The sequence below is a fragment of the Alteromonas sp. CI.11.F.A3 genome, from assembly GCF_032925565.1.
In the GTDB taxonomy this organism is placed as follows: domain Bacteria; phylum Pseudomonadota; class Gammaproteobacteria; order Enterobacterales; family Alteromonadaceae; genus Alteromonas.
Map to the genome: position 1 here is coordinate 849,609 of NZ_CP136708.1, position 19,702 is coordinate 869,310.

Consider the following 19,702-nt stretch of genomic DNA (forward strand, 5'->3'; position numbering starts at 1 on the left):
CATGGGTTTAAAAGCGTATTTAGAAAAGATTGAACCAAACTTTGAGCCAGGTGGAAAGCACGAAAAATGGTATGCACTGTATGAAGCAGCGGCAACGATTTTCTATACTCCTGGTAAAGTAAACAAAGCTAACACGCACGTGCGTGACAGCATTGACCTTAAACGCATCATGATTTTGGTGTGGTTAGCAACATTCCCAGCAATGTTCTTCGGTATGTACAACATTGGTTTCCAAGCGCAAGAAGCTATTGCTGCTGGTGCCGGTACACTTCCTGATACATGGCAAGCAGGGTTATTCACTGCTCTAGGCGGAGACTTAGCAAATTCTGGTTTGCTAGGCATGTTCTTCTACGGCGCCTGCTTCTGGTTACCTATCTATGCAGTTACCTTTATTGTTGGTGGCTTCTGGGAAGTATTATTTGCTTCGGTACGTAAGCACGAAGTTAACGAAGGTTTCTTCGTTACCTCGGTACTTTTCGCATTAACCTTACCGGCAACTATTCCGCTTTGGCAGGTTGCATTAGGTATTACCTTTGGTGTGGTTATCGCTAAAGAAGTCTTCGGTGGAACTGGCCGTAACTTCCTTAACCCTGCATTGTCTGGTCGTGCGTTCTTATACTTCGCATACCCTGCACAAATCTCTGGCGACCAAGTTTGGGTTGCTGCTGATGGTTACTCAGGTGCAACGTCATTGAGCCAAGCGGCTTCAGGCGCGCTTGATTACGCTAACATGGACCTTTGGTTTGACAGCTTCTTCGGTACTATCGCAGGTTCTGCGGGTGAAGTATCTGCATTGGCTATCTTAATTGGTGGCTTGTTCATTATGTACATGCGTATTGCAAGCTGGCGAATTGTTGCTGGTGTAGCAATCGGTGTAGCCGTGTTTGCCACCTTGCTGAACATGATTGGTAGCGATACTAACTACATGTTTGCAATGCCTGCCTATTGGCACTTCGTTATTGGTGGTCTTGCCTTTGGTATGTTCTTTATGGCGACAGACCCTGTGTCAGCATCGTTTACCAACCAAGGTAAGTGGGCATACGGTATTTTCATCGGCTTTATGACAGTACTTGTTCGTGTGCTAAACCCAGCCTTCCCAGAAGGTGTAATGTTGGCCATTCTTTTTGCCAACCTTTGGGCGCCACTGTTCGACTATTTCGTCGCACAAAGCAATATCAAGCGGAGGGTAGCTCGTGTCGGCTAAGAAAGAATCTTTAGGAAAAACGATTGGCGTTGTAGTTGCCGTTTGTCTTGTATGTTCAATTGTTGTATCAGGTGCAGCGGTAGGCTTACGCTCGCTACAACAAACCAATGCGTCGCTTGATAAAAAGAGCAACATTTTGAACGCAGCAGGGCTTTACGAAACAGGTATGACCGGTAAAGCAATCGAAAGTACATATAGCGAAAAGATTGAATCTCGCTACGTTGATTTGGAAAGCGGTGAGTTTGTAGAAGCACCTGAGCCAGATTACGATATGTATAAAGCAGCTAAGCAAACTGAGTACAGCACAAAAGTAACTAGCAGCAACGTTGGCTTCCAACGTCGCCCTAATGTTGCCAGTGTTTATTTGGTACGTGACGAAGCTGGCGATGTATCTCGCATTATCTTGCCTGTGCACGGTAGTGGTCTATGGGATCTTATGTACGGTTTTCTTGCCCTTGACGCCGATGGTGAAACAGTTCGTGAGTTGATTTACTATCAACAAAAAGAAACACCAGGACTTGGTGGCGAAGTGCAAAATCCAGCGTGGCAGGACAAATGGGATGGAAAGAAACTATTTGAAGATGGCGAAGTGGCTATCCGTGTAGTGAAAAACGCAAACCCAAGCAATCCACACACTATTGATGCGCTTTCAGGTGCTACCTTAACCAGTAAAGGTGTTGAAAACACCATTCAATACTGGGTAGGCGAGCAAGGCTTCGGCCAGTTCCTGAAGACTCAGGCATGGCGTTCATAAGGGGAGTCTCATGGCAGATACTAAAGAAATGAAAAAGGCCCTCTTTGGGCCAATTATGGACAACAACCCAATTGCCTTGCAGGTACTTGGTATTTGTTCAGCACTGGCTATTACTACTAAGCTGGAAACAGCCTTGGTTATGTCTTTGGCGCTAACCACGGTTGTTGCGTTCTCGAACTTGTTTATTTCAATGATTCGTAACCAGATCCCATCAAGCGTTCGTATCATCATCCAAATGACTATCATAGCGTCGTTGGTAATCGTAGTTGACCAAATATTGAAAGCGTATTCGTACGAAATTTCGAAGCAGCTGTCGGTATTCGTTGGTTTGATTATTACTAACTGTATCGTAATGGGTCGTGCTGAAGCCTATGCAATGAAGAGCCCACCTCTGATGAGCTTTTTAGATGGTATTGGTAACGGTTTAGGTTACTCATTCGTATTGATTGTTATTGGTACAATCAAAGAGCTATTCGGTTTCGGTACTATTTTAGGTTTCGAAATTCTTCCTTTAGTTCAAAACGGTGGTTGGTATCAGGGTAATGGTTTGTTAATCCTACCATTTAGCTCATTCTTCTTAATCGGCGGTATGATTTGGGTTATCCGTACCCTTCGTCCCGAGCAAGTAGAGCCTAAGGAGTAAGTCATGGAACATTATTTGTCGTTATTTGTTCGCTCAATTTTTGTTGAGAACATGGCGTTATCACTTTTCTTAGGTATGTGTACCTTCTTGGCGGTATCGAAGAAAGTTAAAACTGCTATGGGTCTTGGTGTTGCGGTAATCGTAGTACTGGGTATTTCTGTACCGGTTAACCAAATCATTTATGTAAACATTCTTGCACCTGGTGCGCTAGCGTGGGCTGGTTTCCCTGATGCAGATTTAAGCTTCCTAAACTTCCTAACCTTTATCGGCGTTATCGCGGCATTGGTTCAAATTTTGGAAATGAGCTTAGACAAGTTTTTCCCTGCGCTTTATAACGCGCTTGGTATCTTCCTTCCGCTAATTACGGTTAACTGCGCCATCTTCGGTGGTGTAGCATTCGCGGTACAACGTGAATATAACTTGACCGAAAGTGTCGTTTACGGCGTAGGAAGTGGTATGGGCTGGGCAATCGCGATTGTGTTATTGGCCGCCGTACGTGAAAAGCTTAAATATGCCGATATGCCTGATGGTATTCGTGGTCTGGGCTCTGTGTTCATGATTGCGGGTCTTATGGCACTTGGCTTCCAGTCATTCACTGGTATTCAGCTGTAATCGAGCTCGGGAGCATATAAATGAATCAAGTAGAAATTTTCCTAGGCGTCGGCATGTTTATTGCCATTGTATTGGCGCTAGTATTTATCATCATGTTTGCCAAGTCGAAGCTGGTACCAAGCGGTGATGTAACCATCACTATTAACGGTGACCCAGACAAAGCAATTAAAACTGAGCCAGGCGGCAAGCTTCTTGGCGCACTAGCTGATGCAGGGTACTTCGTATCTTCAGCATGTGGTGGTGGTGGTTCTTGTGGTCAGTGTCGTGTAGACGTGCATTCAGGTGGTGGTGAAATCCTTCCAACTGAACTTGATCACATCACTAAAGGTGAAGCCCGTGAAGGCTGTCGTTTATCATGTCAGGTTGCGATTAAGCAAGACATGGAAATCGAGCTTGAAGAGTCGGTATTTGGTGTTAAGAAGTGGGATTGTGAAGTTATTTCTAACGATAACAAAGCCACTTTCATCAAAGAACTTAAGCTTCAAATTCCTAACGGTGAAAGCGTACCTTTCCGTGCTGGTGGTTACATTCAAATTGAAGCACCTGCGCACCACGTTAAGTACAAAGAGTTTGAAATCCCTGATGAGTATCGCGGTGATTGGGAACGTTTTGGCTTCTTCGATATCGAATCTAAAGTAGATGAAGAAACCATTCGTGCTTACTCAATGGCTAACTACCCAGAAGAAGAAGGTATTATTATGTTGAACGTGCGTATTGCTACGCCGCCACCTAATAATCTAAGCCTACCTGCTGGTAAAATGTCATCGTACATTTGGAGCCTTAAAGAAGGTGACAAGGCAACAATTTCTGGTCCATTTGGTGAGTTCTTCGCTAAAGAAACTGAAAACGAAATGGTGTTTGTTGGTGGTGGTGCAGGTATGGCGCCGATGCGCTCACATATCTTCGACCAACTTCGTCGCTTAAAAACTGATCGTAAGATGAGCTTCTGGTACGGTGCACGTTCACTTCGTGAAATGTTCTATACAGAAGACTTCGATGAGTTAGCTGCAGAAAACGATAACTTCAAGTGGCATGTTGCCCTTTCAGATCCTCAACCTGAGGACAACTGGGAAGGTTACACTGGGTTCATTCACCAAGTTCTTCTTGAGAACTACCTGAAAGATCACCCTGCGCCAGAAGATTGTGAGTTCTACATGTGTGGACCACCTATGATGAACGCAGCCGTTATCAACATGTTGAAAGAGCTAGGTGTTGAAGACGAGAACATCATGCTTGATGACTTCGGTGGTTAATCCGAAATCTACAAGTGAGTAAAGGGGGCGAGAGCCCCCTTTTTGTTTAGTTAAAGGACCCAAAACGTGATTCGATTCTTTGCCAGAATAGCATTAGCGGTTATTGCTATGAGCATCCTTTTTATTGCCAGTTGCAGTGAAAAGCCACTTACGGTTGTGCATTTGCAAGGCCAAACTATGGGTACGACTTACAATATTAAGTACGTACTTGGTGAAGGTGAAACTGCAGTAGAAGGTTTGCAGGAAGAAATTGACGCTAAGTTAGTTAACATCAATAAAATGATGTCGACCTACGATACAACGTCTGAGTTGTCTCGTTTTAACCAATACCGATATTCAGATAACTTTGCGGTGTCTCCAGAAACACTTACCGTGGTGAATGAAGCGCTTCGCTTGGCCCGTTTGAGCGATGGTGTGCTAGATGTTACGGTAGGGCCCTTGGTTAATTTGTGGGGATTTGGACCAAATAAACGGCCAGAGAAAGTGCCAACCCAAGCGGATATTGAGGCCGTACGGGATTATGTAGGTTATGAGAAATTATCTACTACGCCAACCGGTCTTATGAAAGCTAATCCTATGCTTTACGTTGATTTATCGACCATTGCTAAGGGGTACGGCGTAGATGAAGTTGCAGCCATTTTAGACTCCCATGATTTACAAAATTACCTTGTAGAGATTGGCGGCGAAATGCGAGTGAAAGGCGAACGTGGTGATGGCAGTGAGTGGCTAATTGCAATTGAAAAGCCGGTAACGACAGAGCGCGCGGTGCAAAAAGTTGTGTCTATAGGCACTAACGCCATAGCCACATCAGGTGATTATCGTAACTATTACGAAGAAGATGGGAAACGCTATTCTCATTTAATTGACCCAAATACTGGCTCGCCGATAACGCATGATTTGGTGTCGGTTACGGTGGTAAACCCATCTTCAATGATTGCGGATGGCTTAGCCACTGCGTTCAACGTAATGGGGTGGGAACGCGCTATCGACCTTGCAGAGCAAGAACAACTTGCTGTATTCCTCATTCGTCGCACAGCGGACGGATTTGAAGAGTATGCCACGCCAGAATTTGATAAACTGGTAGAAGTAAATAATTAAGGAGTAGGCTATGTCTACGTTTATTTTAGCATTCGGTTTTTTCCTCACCATGGTACTTGCCATGGCGGTAGGCTACTTAGTGCAGCGCAAAACGATATCGGGTAGCTGCGGTGGACTAGGCGCATTGGGTATCGCTAAAGCATGTGATTGCCCAGAGCCTTGTGACAGAAAAAAATCTCGCATGGAAAAAGAAGAAGCGAGAGAAAAGAAATTGAATGAATGGAAACAGAATCAGATCCTTTAATCTGATCTAGTCGCGCTTTTGCTAAGTCAGAAACAATACGCAAAAGCGCCACAATGTATAAATATAGATGCGCGGTAAGTTAAAAGCTTACCGCGCTTTTTTGTATGCTTCATTTATTACTTGCGCAGTAATACCAGTCCGCATAGATAATTACCCTCTCAGCGAGACTTAAAATGTTCGTAATCGCGGCGTGTTACCACAGGTATAGTGGTTCTACACCAAGGTAACACAACAAAGAGTACGGACATTTTAAACTCGCCCTTCGGGAAGGTCTGGCAAGCTTCCTAGCTTCATTCTGGGAATTTGAAAGGGAACAGCCATTCCTGCATTCCCACGCTTTGCTAGGAAACTTGCCAGCGCCTTCTGAGTGGGCGATTATCTATGCGGATTGGTATAAGTAGTTGCTCACTATTCATCTCGTTCGCTGGTAAGGCGAATTAATATGCTCTAGAATACTGTCTTTCTATACAGTTTTTTGTAAAGCGGTTCATTTCGTTTGGCAGTTTAGGGGGCAATACGGCATGCGAAAAATCATCCATGTAGATATGGACTGCTTTTATGCTGCGGTTGAAATGCGTGACAACCCTGCGTTACGTAATATCCCTATTGCTATTGGTGGTAGCTCACAGCACCGTGGCGTTATCTCTACCTGTAATTACCCTGCTCGTAAATATGGCGTACGTTCCGCCATGGCCACCGCATACGCGTTTAAGCTTTGCCCGAATCTCACCTTAGTAAAAGGGCGCATGGAGGCTTATGTCAAAGAGTCTCAACGAATTCGCGAAATCTTTGCCGACTATACCGATTTAATAGAGCCACTTTCCTTAGATGAAGCTTATCTAGATGTCACCAATAGCCAGTATTGCGGCGGCAGCGCTACATTAATTGCCGAAGAAATAAGAAGCCGTATTGAAGCGGAATTGGGGTTAACCGCGTCAGCAGGCGTAGCTCCTTGTAAGTTTGTGGCCAAAGTGGCGAGTGATGAAAATAAGCCTAATGGTATTTGTGTTATAACCCCCGATAAATTAGACAGTTTTGTTAGCGCTATGCCACTTAAAAAAATTCCCGGGGTGGGCAAAGTAACAATGCAAAAGCTGCAACGATTAGGCCTAGCCACCTGTAACGATGTGCGCTCTTACCCCTTTGAGCGTATACAAAAAGAATTAGGTAAGTTTGGAGCGGTTTTATGGGAACGAGCGCACGGTATTGATGACAGAGAACTATCGGTATCACGAGAGCGCAAGTCTATAGGCGTAGAACGCACCCTAAGCAACGATATTCACTCGTTAGAAGAATGTCGAGATTTTATGCCTCACTTACTAGAAAAGCTTCAGGAGCGCATGGAGGCCCATGAAAAGCGCACAGGCAAGCCTGTTCGCATACGCACTCAAGGGGTAAAATTGAAATTTCAAGACTTCCAACTTACTACTGTTGAACACCGATGCCCTTCGTTAAATGCCCATTACTTTGATACCCTATTGCAAGAAGCTTACGAGCGCGCCAAAGGCCGCGGTATACGATTAGTCGGACTGCATATTGGCCTAGGTGAGGCGCAAACCATACATCAACTTCCTTTGCCCTTAGAAGGTGAGTGAATAAAAAGCGAACAAAAAGTGACTAGCAGGAGCCATCATGACTACCCCAGAACCTAAAGCCCCCGACCTTAGAACCCCAGGTCGCTACCGCCACTACAAAGGCAGTGACTATGATGTTTACGAAGTGGCGACGCATTCAGAAGATGAGTCTTCCTTAGTGGTGTATCGTCCATGTTATGGCGAAAAAGCCCTGTGGGTTCGCCCATTGAGTATGTTTCAAGAAGAAGTGGTGATAGAAGGCAAATCTGTTCCGCGATTTGCTTATATTGGTGACATCCCAGATGATGAAAAAATGATCTGAACCGGAAACTAGGTCATAGTGTATGTAGACCTAGTAAATAATAAGCACCTCCTAAGGAAACCCTAATGGCGCAACCACTTATCCGTAGTTTGCTACTTGCTGCAAGTTTAGTATCAACGACCTTCATTCCAGCCGCTTTTTCACAAGACCGTTTTGAAAAGGTTGAAATAGAAGCAACAGCACTTAAAGGTTCCGTGCATATGTTAACGGGGATGGGCGGCAATATCGGCGTTTCTGCAGGCGATGACGGCATTCTTATTATTGATGATCAGTTCGCTCCGCTTGCAGAGAAAATAGCTGCCGCGCTAGGGGAGCTGGGTAGTGATAAGCCAAAGTATGTAATTAACACCCATTACCATGGCGACCATACCGGTTCTAATGCGTTCTTTCACAGTCACAAAGGCGCGACTATTTTAGCCCATGACAACGTGCGTGTTCGATTGGCCAACGATGAAAAAGTCTCTCCTGATGCGCTACCGGCTATTACCTATGAAAACGGTATCAAGCTACATTTTAACGGTGAAACCATTCACATTATGCATCTTAAATCAGGGCATACAGACGGCGACAGCATTGTATGGTTTGAACAGCCGGATGTCATGCACACTGGCGACTTGTTCTTCAACGGATTATTCCCGTTCATCGACTTAAATTCCGGCGGCAGTGTTAAAGGCTACATAGAATCAGTTAAACAAGTGATAGCGAAAATAGATGACGATACGGTCCTCATTCCAGGCCATGGTGCACTTAGTAACAAAGCCGAGTACACCAGCTTTCTTGCAATGATTGAAGAGACCTTTGCTTTTGTAAAAGCACAGAAAGCAAAAGGTATGAGCCTTGAAGCCATTACTGAAGCAGGGCTTGATAGTAAATGGGATAAGTGGGCATGGAGCTTTATCTCGGAAGAGAAGTGGATTGCTACACTTTACGAAGAGGCCTAATCAAGCCGGTTTAGGAGCAGTCATAGCACTGCTCCTACTCCGACTCGTAGCTATATAGTTGCGTCAGTTTTATTCACCCCAGACTCCGGCATTAATACCTCATCAGTATGTGTACTATTGCTAGGACTAGATGCGGTGTCGATTACGCTTTTCTTTGCTGCTTCGTTTGTCGCTTGAGCAACCATTTTAGGTTTGCGTGGTGTTTTATATAGCGGCCAAACGAGTTGCTCTACCCAGTTAGCGTAAAACATTCCTTCAATACCATATTGAGCTGGGTATTTTCGCGTGATTTTGGCAGTTCCAAATAACACGTCCCAGAAAAACAATAGATTTCCGTAATTACCTTTATAGTTGGTGATGCCATCGTCAGCCTTTAGGCCGTGGTGTGCGCTATGGGTAGAAGGTGTAGAAATTGTTCTTTCCACAATCCACGCTAGCTTGTTAAGCATTGGCTTTTGGTATAAAAATCTGTCCCATTTCCATTCGGCATGCGCACCGGTAATGACACTTAGCTTTACCACAAGATAGAACGCGTAGGTCCAACCTAATCCTAAATAGATAAGCGCGCCTGAAAACCAAAGCGACGGCATCAACAAGTAATAGAAGACGTTATTACGATAGATAATGCGCACGCTCATGTACTTGCCGTTGTGGTGAGCACGATGCAAGTTGTACAGGAAACGGGTGGAGTGAGACAGGCGGTGCCACCAATATTGCATCATGTCATCGAATATCAGCAGCAATGCAATATGCAGAAAAATTGATGAGTCGCCCAATGCTCCTTGATTCAAAGCCCCTTGATTTAGCGCCCCTTGGTACTGGGGCACAATAAGTAACATTAACGTTCCAGCACTAAAAAGCACCAAAGGTTGGGTAATGACAAAAAGCACTAAGGTGCCAATGAGTTCGACTTTTCCATCATCACTCACTTCTGCGCTTTTCTTAAAAAGCTTACCTTGCTTTGCTTCCAGTAACGCAAATATTAAGAAAATACCGATAATCGCAATTTGATAGTTCATAGTTCTCTCCACGTATTGCAGTAAAGTTAACACTCTATTAACATGGTAAATATATAGAACTATAGATTTGGTGGGAAAGTGTCTTACATAAAAGCGCTCAATCAAATTATCATGCCTGAATCATTACTTGCGCTGTGCACGCAATTTGGTGCGCCAACCGAGTATGTCAAGGGCGCTATGATCCACAATCGAGGGGATTTAAAACCTGGGCTTTCTATCGTGGAGGCTGGGCAGGTGAAGGTGGGCAACTATGGCTTGGACGGTAATTATCAACTTACTACAGTGCTAGAGCGAGGCGACACTTTTGGTGAATTCACTTTATATGCATCGTTAGCCAGAACGCACCATGCGCAAGCAATGTCCGACTGCACCGTGCTGCAAATTAATGAAAGTCGCTTTCGGCAACTCGAAGATGCGCACCCTAAAGTGGGTGTGTTTTTAACGCGGAACCTTGCCATAAAGCTTCACGCGACACTGGAACGGTTAGATGACATTTTACGCTTGCCTACCCATGTGCAATTGGCAAAATTAATTTATCAAACCAACGTAGCGCAAGCAAACTCAGCTCAAAATAGCGCTGCTGCCGTTCAGCTTAGACAAAGCGACTATGCTGAGCGTTTAGGCGTAACGGTGTTAACCGCTCACAAAGCGCTTAATAAACTGGTATCGCTTTCACTGATTCGTAAGCAGTATGGAAAAGTAGAGATTATCGATAAGGCAGTTATGTCTAAGTGGCTTAGCGATAATATGTCTCTACTTCCTGTCTGATTAATTTTTAACTAAGAAAAAATGGAGTACCGTTGGTCTAGCTTATGTGGGTGTGTATGCGCCTTATCGTTCTGCTAACTTACAAAATAGACATGAAAGACAGGTGTAAATTAGGCGTATTGCGCGTTGCTTAGCGTGCCAAGCTTGTTTATGCTCAATGCCTGCTAATATTTACGTTCTAAAAAGGGTATATCGTGTGTGAACTGCTTGGCATGAGTGCCAATACGCCAACTGATTTGTGTTTTAGCTTTACCGGCCTCACCCGACGCGGTGGCGAAACAGGCCCGCACAAGGACGGTTGGGGTATGGCATTTTATGAAGGCAAGGGCATACGCCTTTTTCACGACCCTGAACCCTGTGCTACCTCTCAAATTGCAGAGTTTGTTTCCCATCTGCCGATTAAAAGCGAAACGGCTATTTGTCATATTCGCCAAGCCAATGTCGGCAATATTAACCTAGCCAACACTCACCCCTTTACCCGAGAAATGTGGGGTAAATACTGGGTGTTTGCACATAATGGGCAGCTACCTAACTTTGTGCCTCGTGAAGGCATGTATGAAGCGGTAGGTGATACCGACAGCGAAGCCATGTTCTGCGATTTAATGAATCAAGTGCGGGAAAGCCTGCCTCGAGATGCTATGCCGCAACAATTGGCCGATACGCTGGTAAATATCGCCAAAGGCTACGCAGAGCACGGTGTATTTAATTGCTTGCTGAGCAATGGCGAATGGTTGTTTTCATTTTGCAGCACTAAAATGGCCAGTATTACCCGCCGCGCGCCGTTTGGCCCAGCTTGCTTAAGTGACGTGGAAGTAGAGATTGATTTTGCCGCTGAAACCACACCCAATGACGTGGTGAGCATTATTGCCACCGCGCCGCTTACTCACGACGAACAGTGGGATATATACGAGCGTGGTGAATGGAAGCTATGGCAGCAAGGCGAAGTGATTGCTAGCGGCAAAGTAGATGTACCCGTTCATAAATCTGAAGCCGCTATGACCAGCCCCGATCCCGATTTGAGTGCTCAACAAGCAAGTTGACCTCGCATTGGGTGTGACTTATCTGATTGATTTTGTTGCTTTATTTAACTTAGTTACTTTCGAGTGCTTCAACAATTAGCGACTGAATTTTCTGATAGCGAAGTGGCAGTGAGCGGTGTGGCGTTTTCACAAAATGCAGCGGCTCTGTTACATCGTGCTTCGCGGGGTAAATGGTTAAGCTGTTTGCCGCATCAGCAAAGCTATCAAGCACCTTAATAGGCAGTACGGTGAAGCCTAACCCTTTGCTTACCGGCAATAAAATTTGAGACAGTTGGTTTATATAACCACGCTTTGGCAATCGGTTAGGATCTAACTGCATCAGCGCTTGCTCGCCGCTGTGACTAAAATAAAGCTTTAAGTAATGCATGGCATCTGGGTGATTTATCAATCCAAGGGCGAGCAATGTATCGTCAATGGCCTCATAAGGCGTACCCTTGGGTAAAATAAGCCCCAGTGATTCATGGCCTATCTTTTCAGATGAAAACAATTCCTCGTCAGGCTGCTGGGTAACTATGCCTAGTTCAAGGCTAGACGCTTGTATATTGTTTAATATGGTGCGGTTTGGGGCAACTTCTAAATGTATGCTCAAGCGAGGATGGGTGACTTGTAGCTCAACTAACACAGGGTACAAACGCTGTGCTAATGCACCAGAACACCCAATTACGCACTTACCTTCATAAGGTGCATCAAACTTTAAACTCTCTATAAGTGCCTGCTCATGCTTACTCAAACTTTGCGCATAGTCGTAAACTCGCTGGCCTTGTTCGGTCAGTTCAACCCCTTTACCCAAGCGAATAAGTAGCGCACAGCCACAGGCCTGTTCAAGCTTCTTAATATGCTGGCTCACGCCTGGCTGGGTCATAAACCGCTGTTCTGCGGTGCGGGTAAAATTACCCGTTTCAACTAACATCTTAAAGGTGTCGAGCCACAAAGGATTTAGCATGCTATAAATTTATATTATGGATTTAAGAAATAATCATAATTTCCAGTGGTGGGTTTGTCTAGTTAATATACCTGCATACTTTACATCGAGGAGATAAAGATGACTGAAGCAGTTAAGACCCCTTATCCACGTACGTTTTCACATATTGGTATTTCGGTTCCAGACCTTGATGCCGCCGTTAAATTTTACACTGAAGTACTAGGCTGGTACTTAATCATGAAGCCAACTGAAATTGTTGAAGATGACTCAGCCATTGGTGAAATGTGTACTGATGTATTTGGTGCAGGTTGGGACAAATTCCGCATTGCTCACCTTTCAACGGGCGACCGTGTAGGTGTTGAAATATTTGAATTTAAAAACCAAGAAAATCCTGAGAACAACTTCGAATACTGGAAAACGGGTGTATTCCATTTCTGTGTTCAAGACCCTGATGTTGAAGGCTTGGCAGAAAAGATTGTAGAAGCCGGTGGTAAGAAACGCATGAAAGCCCCGCGTTACTACTACCCAGGCGAAAAACCGTACCGCATGATTTATATGGAAGACCCGTTTGGCAACATCCTTGAAATTTATAGCCACAGCTATGAACTTCATTATGCGAGCGGTGCCTACCAATAAGTAAAGAAGCCAGTAGGTAAAGGCGAGTGGCTCACTCGCCTTTTTTAATGGGCAGAAAACTGTTCTATTGGCTCTTCTACTTGTTCTTGTATTAACACGTCTTATAGCCACTCAACCCCATTGCGATGCAACGTAAGGGTTACTGTCTTTTTCTTTTGCTACCGTGGTGGTAGGGCCATGACCAGGATAAATCACCATATCATCAGGTAGCGTTAAAATATTCGCGTTTATTGAATCGAGCAGCTGTTGATGATTTCCCTGAGGGAAATCAGTGCGGCCAATTGAACCAGCAAAAATCACATCACCCACAATAACCTTGTTACTTATTCGCTCCACAAGAACCACATGGCCAGGGGTATGCCCCGGGCAGTGCAACACCTCAAGCGTCAGCTCGCCAACTGAAATGGTATCCTTGTCGTTTAACCATTGGTTAGGCACAAAGGGCGTGGCAGGGGGAAAGCCAAACATTTGGCTTTGCTGCATAAGCGCATCTAGCCAGAATTTGTCACCTAGGTGTGGCCCCACAATCGGCACATCGTAGTATTTAGCCAGTTCGACAGTGCCGCCTACATGGTCTAAATGACCGTGTGTAAGAATGATTTTTTCAATAGTTACCTGATTATCTGACGCCGCGCAGATGAGCTTCTGTATATCTCCGCCAGGGTCAACAAATGCCCCTTGCTTGCTGCCTGCGTCCCAAATAAGCGAACAGTTTTGAGCAAATGGCGTCACCGGTATAATATTAATTTCCAATGTGCTTCCTCCCAACAACGACTATTTCGAAAACACATTTTTGCCTGCTATGTAGGTAGCCTGCACTTGGGTTTTCCAAATATCCTTTTTGTCTATGGTAAAGATATCTTGATCAACCAGTATAAAATCCGCCCATTTGCCCGGTGTAAGGGTGCCAAGGGTGTCTTCCATATGACCCGCGTAAGCAGCATCTAAGGTAAAGCCTTTAAAGGCTTGCTTAATCGTAAGTGCCTCGTGGGCATACCAGCCTTTAACGGGTTGGTTTTCTCTGTCTTGGCGAGTTACCGCAGCATGTAATCCATAGAAAGGGTTAGCCAACTCTACTGGGAAATCTGAGCCAAGAGGCAAAGGAATACCTGATTCCAGTAAAGTTTGCCACGCATAGGCGCCTTCCATTCTATCCTTACCAATACGATCTTCAGCCATGTTTTTATCGCTAGTAGCATGTGTTGGTTGCATGGATGGCAATACATCTAACTCGGCAAAACGAGCGAGATCTTCAGGCGCGATAACTTGCGCATGTTCTATCCGATTACGTAATTCACTACCGCCAATAGCCGTAAATGTTTTTTCAAATTCATTAAGCGCAACATGATTTGCTTTATCGCCGATGGCATGATAATTCAATTGGAAACCAGCACCGATTACCGAGGTAAATAACGGTGTCATAACCTCAGGCTGAGTGAGTAATAAACCATGCTGGTGGGGAGCGTCAGAATAGGGGGCTAATAATGCTGCGCCTCTACTGCCAAGCGCACCATCGCCATAGGCTTTGACTGAACGAATATATAAATAATCGTTAGCGTCACGAATGGGCCCTTTTCCTAATAGTTTACTTAAGTCGGGGTCAGTGGCGCTGATCATGGCGTATATTCGAATAGGTAATTCAGCTTGAACCGCTTGTTTAATATAAAAGTCGTACACACCGCGGCCGACACCAGCATCATGCATTGACGTAATGCCATTTGATAGTAAGTGCTTACTAGCTGCATCGAGTTGTCGTTTGTATACCCCATTACTTTGCGTCGGCAAATAGGGTTCGACTAACGCCATGGCATTGTCGATTAATACCCCCGTTGGTTCACCATTAGCATCTTTTACAATTTCACCACCAACCGGCGTGGGTGTATCTTTCGTAATACCCGCCAAGGTGAGGGTTTTAGTGTTTGCCCAACCCGCATGGCCATCTACACGGGTTAGCCAAACAGGGCGATCAGACACTTTTTTGTCTAAATCGTTGCTGGTGGGAAAGGCTCTGTCAGACCATAACTCTTGGTTCCAACCACGGCCAGTAATCCACGGTTGTGTGCTATTTGCCAGTGCATATTCCGCTACGCTATCTGCGGCGTTGCCAGCACTGGTGCTTTCTCGTAAATCCACTTCAAGTAGGTTTGCTCCCAAGCCTAATAAATGCCCGTGAGCATCAATTAGACCCGGCAGCATAACGCGGCTTTCACCATCAATGGTTTCTGTTATCGACACATCATCAGTCATGCCTGCTTTAGTGTCTTTTGCACTGACGTTTAGCGATACCACCTTACCGTCATCAATAAGGATATTTGAGAAGGTCACCAACTCAGCATCATCATTCAGCGTGTAACCTTTTACGTTGGTAAAAAGTGTTGCTGCACAAGCGATACTGGATAGTGTGGCTATAGCAAGCGCACCACCGAATTTAAGAATGGAGCGCTTTATGACGCGGCTGTTATTTTGACTAAGGGTAGTTTCACTTACTATTTCTGTCGTATTAACGTGCATTTTTAGCATGCTTATTCTTCCGTGTTAATAATAGGGGGTTGAAGCAAAAAGTCTCGTTCCCAAATTGCGGCCATAGAGGCTTGGCTAATATTGCCGCCAGACAACATAACCAAAGCCGTTTGGCCAGGTGTTGTGTTAGCAGCCCATGCCGCAACCGCCGCCATACTCATGGCGCAAGTGGGTTCTATGTGAAGTTTCAATAGGTGCTGCAGCCACTGCGTCCAGTAGGCTATTTGCAATTCGTCCACTTCGTAAAAATCATCAAGTTCTTGTAATAGAGGAAAGGTCACATTGCCCACTGAGGGTGTTGCAGCGCCGTCGGCAAGGGTCACCGGCGGTGCATTAAGAGCAACTATTTCGCCTTGCTGCAATGATTGAGAGGCATCGTTGGCGGCAAGTGGTTCAGCCCCAATCACTAACGCATCGGGTTGTAACGCTCGAGCAGTAAGTAACGTGCCCGAAAGCAAGCCACCACCGCCACAAGGGGCAAAAATCGCATCTACCCTGCCTACATCTTCTAACGCTTCCATGGCAGCAGTACCTTGGCCAGCTACAATATCAGGGTGGTTAAAGGGCGGTATCCATACCGTGCCTGCTTCCTCAGCCGCATTGGCCACGGCAATATCGGCTTCTTGGCGTGTAGGGAAGCGCTTCAACTGCGCCCCATAGCTTTCAGTGGCTGCTGCTTTGATAGGAGAAATGGTTTCGCTAGCGAAAATAGTCGCGGGAATACCATATTTTGCAGCAGCATAAGCCACGGCTTGGGCATGATTGCCTGAACTATTGGCAACCACCTTTTTAGGTAGTTCACCCCGTTCATCTAAGTGGGCCAAGAAATTTAATGCACCACGTAGCTTAAACGCCCCAATAGTTTGCAAGCACTCAGCTTTAAATAAAATGCGATGTCCCATCCATTTATTTAACAGGCTCGATTCCATAATAGGTGTGCGCTTAACGTGGTCTTTAATTCTGTCATACGCTTGAATTATGGACGAGTAGGAGAGTTCCGTTTCACTAGGGTGCATGAGTAACGCCTTGTATCTGCATTAGAAATACGTTTATTTAAACGCAGTTATTATTAAGTAAAGGTATACCCTACCATTTAAATGCTAAAAGGCTAATTCATAAAAAATTCATCTTCGCGGTTTATAGTCCCACCCTCTCGATGAGAGGTAATCGTAATGCAATCAAGAGTTACCCAGCGAATATACGGGCTGCCCCTAGTGCTGTTCGCGTTTCTATCCCTGCTTTTTGTCGCAGCAGGTGTCTATCTAGACAACGAAGACAAGCGAGTTCGAATTTCGAAAGCCCAATCCGTTGCCGAACAGGTAAAGATTAGCTTAGAAGCATTCTCTACGGAACGTATTCAAGCCGTTCATAATTTAATGCGAAACTGGCCAACCTTTGCGCCCAACCAAGTGGATTGGTTTAATGCGCAAGCGATGTCGTTGATGGGGATGCAGCGCGGATATAGTTCGCTAACCTTTGCTGATCAAAACGGTGTCATTCAGTGGGTAGCGACCCCTAGCCATGGAACGAAAACTCGCCTATCAAACGAACTTATCGGCAAGCCACTCGCATCGGTAGGGCTCACTATTCCCACACCTGTTGAATCCTTGGCCAGTACATTGGTTCATTCGTCGGTAACGGGGCATTATCATATTATTGTTGGCCGTACCATTAGCCCTCAAGAACTCAATCACGGGTACTTACTGGCGGGCTTTGATGCACAAACGATTTTGGGCGTTATGCTTGGCGAGCTAGAAGGTCCTCAGTTTAATTTTGCGCTTCAAGACGCTGGTCGCACCCTGTTTAGCAATGGTGAGTTAGTTAATGACGGGACCGTGATTGCGACTGAGCCGTTCTCATTTATTGGTCGTCAGTTTTCGCTGTCTATGCAGACCGAAGTGGGGCGTTATAGAGCAGGTGTATTAGTCGCGGTAATAGGGCTTTTCATGTCGGCGTTGGCCAGTTGGATTTTTCATAAGCAAATGAAAGGTGCGGTGAATCTATCGGCCAGTCAAAAGCGTTACCTTACGGCCAGTGAGGCCTCGTTAGATGCGTTAGTCATTTATCGCCCTGCAGGCAATGATTACGAATTAGTTGAAGCCAATCGCCACAGTCGATTCCTATTTCGTGGGGCATGTTCAGAGTTAAGTACTAAAACACTGAAAGATCAGTTAGCGTTTCTAGGCAAAGCTGACTTGTTTGATAGCGTAATTGCGGTGGCCATGAACCACACGCCCTTTGAAGAGTATGTCGCTGTTAAGGGCAGTAAAATTACGCCTGAATGGCTGAAGGTCCAAGTGGTTAAAGCCGGGGATAATCTTGCCTTAACCGCAAGGGATGTCACAGAGAGATTTAAGGCTCAGCAAGCACTTAAACATAGCGAAGAGCGCTATCGCAGGTTGGTAGATGGCATGCACAGGCACTTCGTTTATACCAAAACCGCTGAACATAAGTTTATTTATGTGAGTGCTGGAATTAGTACTATCTTAGGTTTTACTCCAGATAATTTCATCGAAAAACAATCTCGATTGGTCAGGAGAATACCAGACGAGACGTTCGATATTCGAGCGAAATCGGTGCAGGGGGTAAAACCCGACCCTTATCTGGTTCACTACACCAGTTATGATGATTCCGAGTTGGTACTAGAGTTTTCAGATACCCCTATATTAGATGAATCTGGCGTGCTAATTGCGGTGGAAGGCATCGCCAGGGATGTGACGAAAGAGCAAGAATTACAAGCTGAAGTGGCGTATCAAGCAAATCACGATCAATTAACGGGTCTACTCAACCGCTATGCTTTTGATAAGCAACTACGAGAAATTTTAGAGGTCAATACCGCCAATATACCTGCGACCAATGCAGAAATTGACAGACACAACGTTACTGCCATATACCCTTCACGAGCCTTGGCTGATACTAAAACCGCTGGCGTAATGTGCTTTATCGACATGGACAGGTTTAAGTTAGTGAACGACAGCTGTGGTCACCCCGCTGGCGACAAGTTACTTCAAGAAGTGTCTACTATATTTAGGCAGCACATTAGTGATAAAGACTTACTTGCCCGCATAGGCGGTGATGAGTTTTGTATTATTTATCATGAACAGCCTCTCGATAAAGTAAAAGTAAAGCTCGATAAGCTGTTAAAGGCCATCTCTACTTATCGATTTATGTATGGAGATAAACTATTTTTCGTTGGTGCAAGCATTGGTGTCATTGAAATAAACCCTCAAGAACATAACGCGGCAGAGCTTATAAAGGCCGCTGATAATGCCTGTTATAAGGCCAAGCATTTAGGACGAAACAGATACTTTGTCTATCACGCTCAAGATGCACAGCTAGGCATGGATAGCAGCGAAAATGACGTACTGCACACCCTGCATAAAGCGCTTCAGTTCGATGGTTTTGAACTATATAGCCAGGCCATTATGCCGCTTAATAGCATAGGTGAAGACACGGCCACCGCGCTTGAACACTATGAAATATTGCTACGCTTGACGGGAAGCGACGGCAGCCTTATTAGCCCAGGTTTATTTATTCCTCTTGCCGAGCGTCATGGCTTAATGAACAAAGTGGACTATTGGGTGGTAGATAATACGTTAAAGACGTTGGAGGCCAATCCGTTGCACGTAGACAATGTGGCTAAAGTGGCCATTAACTTGTCTGGGATTACCCTTGGTGACGAAATCACTTTGTTGAAAATTACCCAGCGGCTTCAAGGCACCACAGTACCTCTAGAAAAAATCTGCTTTGAAATCACCGAGACCACCGCAGTCACTAACTTAAGTGCGGCAAAGCATTTTATCTCTACGCTTCGAGCAATAGGCTGTAGCTTTGCCCTCGACGATTTTGGTGCGGGCATGTCGTCGTTCACCTACCTTAAGAACTTGGATGTAGACTACGTCAAAATTGACGGCTCCTTTGTTCGAAATATTGTTCACGATCCAATCGATCATGCTACAGTTACCGCGATAAATAACATTGCTCACAGTATGGGTAAGCAAACGGTGGCGGAGTTTGTGGTAGATACCGCAACGGCAAATGTACTAAAGGTATTGCAGGTAGACTACGGTCAAGGTTTTGCCTTAGATAAGCCCCAGCCCCTTGCTCATCGCGTACAGTGGCTTACAAAACTCGTGTCTGTTTAGGAGAATA

At 45.2% G+C, this 19,702-nt stretch carries 19 protein-coding genes; 14 read left to right on the top strand and 5 right to left on the bottom strand.

The window, feature by feature from the left end; translation table 11 throughout:
- Position 1: 1 nt before the first annotated feature.
- From R1T43_RS03685 to R1T43_RS03730, 10 genes are all read left to right on the top strand, one after another.
- On the top strand, positions 2 to 1,204 hold the full coding sequence (locus R1T43_RS03685) for an NADH:ubiquinone reductase (Na(+)-transporting) subunit B (protein WP_013782591.1): 1,203 nt from the start codon (positions 2 to 4) through the stop codon (positions 1,202 to 1,204).
- Complete coding sequence (locus R1T43_RS03690) at positions 1,194 to 1,958, top strand: Na(+)-translocating NADH-quinone reductase subunit C (protein ID WP_013782592.1); 765 nt, start codon at positions 1,194 to 1,196, stop codon at positions 1,956 to 1,958. The genes R1T43_RS03685 and R1T43_RS03690 overlap by 11 nt, the downstream gene beginning before the upstream one ends.
- Before the next feature lie 10 nt (positions 1,959 to 1,968).
- Complete coding sequence (locus tag R1T43_RS03695; RefSeq protein WP_013782593.1) at positions 1,969 to 2,601, top strand: NADH:ubiquinone reductase (Na(+)-transporting) subunit D; 633 nt, start codon at positions 1,969 to 1,971, stop codon at positions 2,599 to 2,601.
- Positions 2,602 to 2,604: 3 nt separating this feature from the next.
- Complete coding sequence (gene nqrE / locus R1T43_RS03700) at positions 2,605 to 3,213, top strand: NADH:ubiquinone reductase (Na(+)-transporting) subunit E (protein ID WP_013782594.1); 609 nt, start codon at positions 2,605 to 2,607, stop codon at positions 3,211 to 3,213.
- A 20-nt stretch (positions 3,214 to 3,233) separates the two neighbouring features.
- Entirely contained in the window at positions 3,234 to 4,466 is a 1,233-nt protein-coding gene (gene nqrF, locus R1T43_RS03705) for an NADH:ubiquinone reductase (Na(+)-transporting) subunit F (protein WP_126872854.1), read from the top strand.
- A 66-nt stretch (positions 4,467 to 4,532) separates the two neighbouring features.
- Complete coding sequence (locus R1T43_RS03710; protein ID WP_317353010.1) at positions 4,533 to 5,564, top strand: FAD:protein FMN transferase; 1,032 nt, start codon at positions 4,533 to 4,535, stop codon at positions 5,562 to 5,564.
- A 10-nt stretch (positions 5,565 to 5,574) separates the two neighbouring features.
- Positions 5,575 to 5,808: a (Na+)-NQR maturation NqrM gene (gene nqrM / locus R1T43_RS03715; protein WP_013782597.1), complete on the top strand. Its 234-nt coding sequence runs from the start codon at positions 5,575 to 5,577 to the stop codon at positions 5,806 to 5,808.
- A gap of 521 nt (positions 5,809 to 6,329) precedes the next feature.
- Positions 6,330 to 7,403: a DNA polymerase IV gene (dinB, locus tag R1T43_RS03720; protein WP_211071779.1), complete on the top strand. Its 1,074-nt coding sequence runs from the start codon at positions 6,330 to 6,332 to the stop codon at positions 7,401 to 7,403.
- Positions 7,404 to 7,440: 37 nt separating this feature from the next.
- Positions 7,441 to 7,704, top strand: a complete 264-nt coding sequence (locus R1T43_RS03725; protein WP_317353016.1) for a DUF1653 domain-containing protein — start codon at positions 7,441 to 7,443, stop codon at positions 7,702 to 7,704.
- A gap of 65 nt (positions 7,705 to 7,769) precedes the next feature.
- On the top strand, positions 7,770 to 8,645 hold the full coding sequence (locus tag R1T43_RS03730) for an MBL fold metallo-hydrolase (protein WP_317353018.1): 876 nt from the start codon (positions 7,770 to 7,772) through the stop codon (positions 8,643 to 8,645).
- Positions 8,646 to 8,695: 50 nt separating this feature from the next.
- Here the strand turns inward: R1T43_RS03730 and R1T43_RS03735 are convergent, their stop codons facing one another.
- Positions 8,696 to 9,664 carry a sterol desaturase family protein gene (locus R1T43_RS03735; protein ID WP_317353021.1) on the bottom strand — a complete coding sequence of 323 codons (969 nt, stop codon included), beginning with the start codon at positions 9,662 to 9,664 and terminating at the stop codon, positions 8,696 to 8,698.
- A 78-nt stretch (positions 9,665 to 9,742) separates the two neighbouring features.
- Here R1T43_RS03735 and R1T43_RS03740 point away from each other — a divergent pair, with 78 nt between their 5' ends.
- A complete protein-coding gene (locus R1T43_RS03740) occupies positions 9,743 to 10,432 on the top strand; it encodes a Crp/Fnr family transcriptional regulator (RefSeq protein ID WP_317353022.1) in 690 nt (229 codons plus the stop codon).
- Between the two features lie 194 nt (positions 10,433 to 10,626).
- On the top strand, positions 10,627 to 11,472 hold the full coding sequence (locus tag R1T43_RS03745) for a class II glutamine amidotransferase (RefSeq protein WP_317353024.1): 846 nt from the start codon (positions 10,627 to 10,629) through the stop codon (positions 11,470 to 11,472).
- Between the two features lie 49 nt (positions 11,473 to 11,521).
- On the opposite strand, the gene R1T43_RS03750 is transcribed toward R1T43_RS03745, so the two are convergent.
- Positions 11,522 to 12,415: a LysR family transcriptional regulator gene (locus tag R1T43_RS03750; protein WP_317353026.1), complete on the bottom strand. Its 894-nt coding sequence runs from the start codon at positions 12,413 to 12,415 to the stop codon at positions 11,522 to 11,524.
- Positions 12,416 to 12,514: 99 nt separating this feature from the next.
- On the opposite strand from R1T43_RS03750, the gene R1T43_RS03755 reads away from it, so the two are divergent.
- Complete coding sequence (locus R1T43_RS03755; RefSeq protein ID WP_057789322.1) at positions 12,515 to 13,030, top strand: lactoylglutathione lyase family protein; 516 nt, start codon at positions 12,515 to 12,517, stop codon at positions 13,028 to 13,030.
- A gap of 111 nt (positions 13,031 to 13,141) precedes the next feature.
- Here R1T43_RS03755 and R1T43_RS03760 read toward each other — a convergent pair whose 3' ends face one another.
- Genes R1T43_RS03760 through R1T43_RS03770 form a run of 3 tightly spaced genes read right to left on the bottom strand, consistent with a single transcriptional unit; the run spans position 13,142 to position 16,566 of the window.
- Positions 13,142 to 13,783 (bottom strand): MBL fold metallo-hydrolase, encoded by a 642-nt coding sequence (locus tag R1T43_RS03760; protein WP_317353029.1) that lies wholly within the window; start codon positions 13,781 to 13,783, stop codon positions 13,142 to 13,144.
- 21 nt (positions 13,784 to 13,804) lie between these two features.
- Positions 13,805 to 15,550: an amidohydrolase gene (locus R1T43_RS03765; RefSeq protein WP_317353031.1), complete on the bottom strand. Its 1,746-nt coding sequence runs from the start codon at positions 15,548 to 15,550 to the stop codon at positions 13,805 to 13,807.
- Between the two features lie 2 nt (positions 15,551 to 15,552).
- On the bottom strand, positions 15,553 to 16,566 hold the full coding sequence (locus R1T43_RS03770) for a serine/threonine dehydratase (RefSeq protein ID WP_317353033.1): 1,014 nt from the start codon (positions 16,564 to 16,566) through the stop codon (positions 15,553 to 15,555).
- A 156-nt stretch (positions 16,567 to 16,722) separates the two neighbouring features.
- Between R1T43_RS03770 and R1T43_RS03775 the strand changes: the two genes are divergently transcribed.
- Entirely contained in the window at positions 16,723 to 19,695 is a 2,973-nt protein-coding gene (locus R1T43_RS03775) for a putative bifunctional diguanylate cyclase/phosphodiesterase (protein ID WP_317353036.1), read from the top strand.
- Positions 19,696 to 19,702: the final 7 nt, after the last annotated feature.

Excerpts from the sequence above, each read along its gene's own strand:
- R1T43_RS03685 (WP_013782591.1), top strand. The coding sequence starts at position 2 with ATGGGTTTAAAAGCGTATTTAGAAAAGATTGAACCAAACTTTGAGCCA.
- R1T43_RS03695 (WP_013782593.1), top strand. The coding sequence starts at position 1,969 with ATGGCAGATACTAAAGAAATGAAAAAGGCCCTCTTTGGGCCAATTATG.
- nqrE (WP_013782594.1), top strand. The coding sequence starts at position 2,605 with ATGGAACATTATTTGTCGTTATTTGTTCGCTCAATTTTTGTTGAGAAC.
- nqrF (WP_126872854.1), top strand. The coding sequence starts at position 3,234 with ATGAATCAAGTAGAAATTTTCCTAGGCGTCGGCATGTTTATTGCCATT.
- nqrM (WP_013782597.1), top strand. The coding sequence starts at position 5,575 with ATGTCTACGTTTATTTTAGCATTCGGTTTTTTCCTCACCATGGTACTT.
- dinB (WP_211071779.1), top strand. The coding sequence starts at position 6,330 with ATGCGAAAAATCATCCATGTAGATATGGACTGCTTTTATGCTGCGGTT.
- R1T43_RS03725 (WP_317353016.1), top strand. The coding sequence starts at position 7,441 with ATGACTACCCCAGAACCTAAAGCCCCCGACCTTAGAACCCCAGGTCGC.
- R1T43_RS03730 (WP_317353018.1), top strand. The coding sequence starts at position 7,770 with ATGGCGCAACCACTTATCCGTAGTTTGCTACTTGCTGCAAGTTTAGTA.
- R1T43_RS03735 (WP_317353021.1), bottom strand. The coding sequence starts at position 9,664 with ATGAACTATCAAATTGCGATTATCGGTATTTTCTTAATATTTGCGTTA.
- R1T43_RS03750 (WP_317353026.1), bottom strand. The coding sequence starts at position 12,415 with ATGCTAAATCCTTTGTGGCTCGACACCTTTAAGATGTTAGTTGAAACG.
- R1T43_RS03755 (WP_057789322.1), top strand. The coding sequence starts at position 12,515 with ATGACTGAAGCAGTTAAGACCCCTTATCCACGTACGTTTTCACATATT.
- R1T43_RS03765 (WP_317353031.1), bottom strand. The coding sequence starts at position 15,550 with ATGCTAAAAATGCACGTTAATACGACAGAAATAGTAAGTGAAACTACC.
- R1T43_RS03770 (WP_317353033.1), bottom strand. The coding sequence starts at position 16,566 with ATGCACCCTAGTGAAACGGAACTCTCCTACTCGTCCATAATTCAAGCG.
- R1T43_RS03775 (WP_317353036.1), top strand. The coding sequence starts at position 16,723 with ATGCAATCAAGAGTTACCCAGCGAATATACGGGCTGCCCCTAGTGCTG.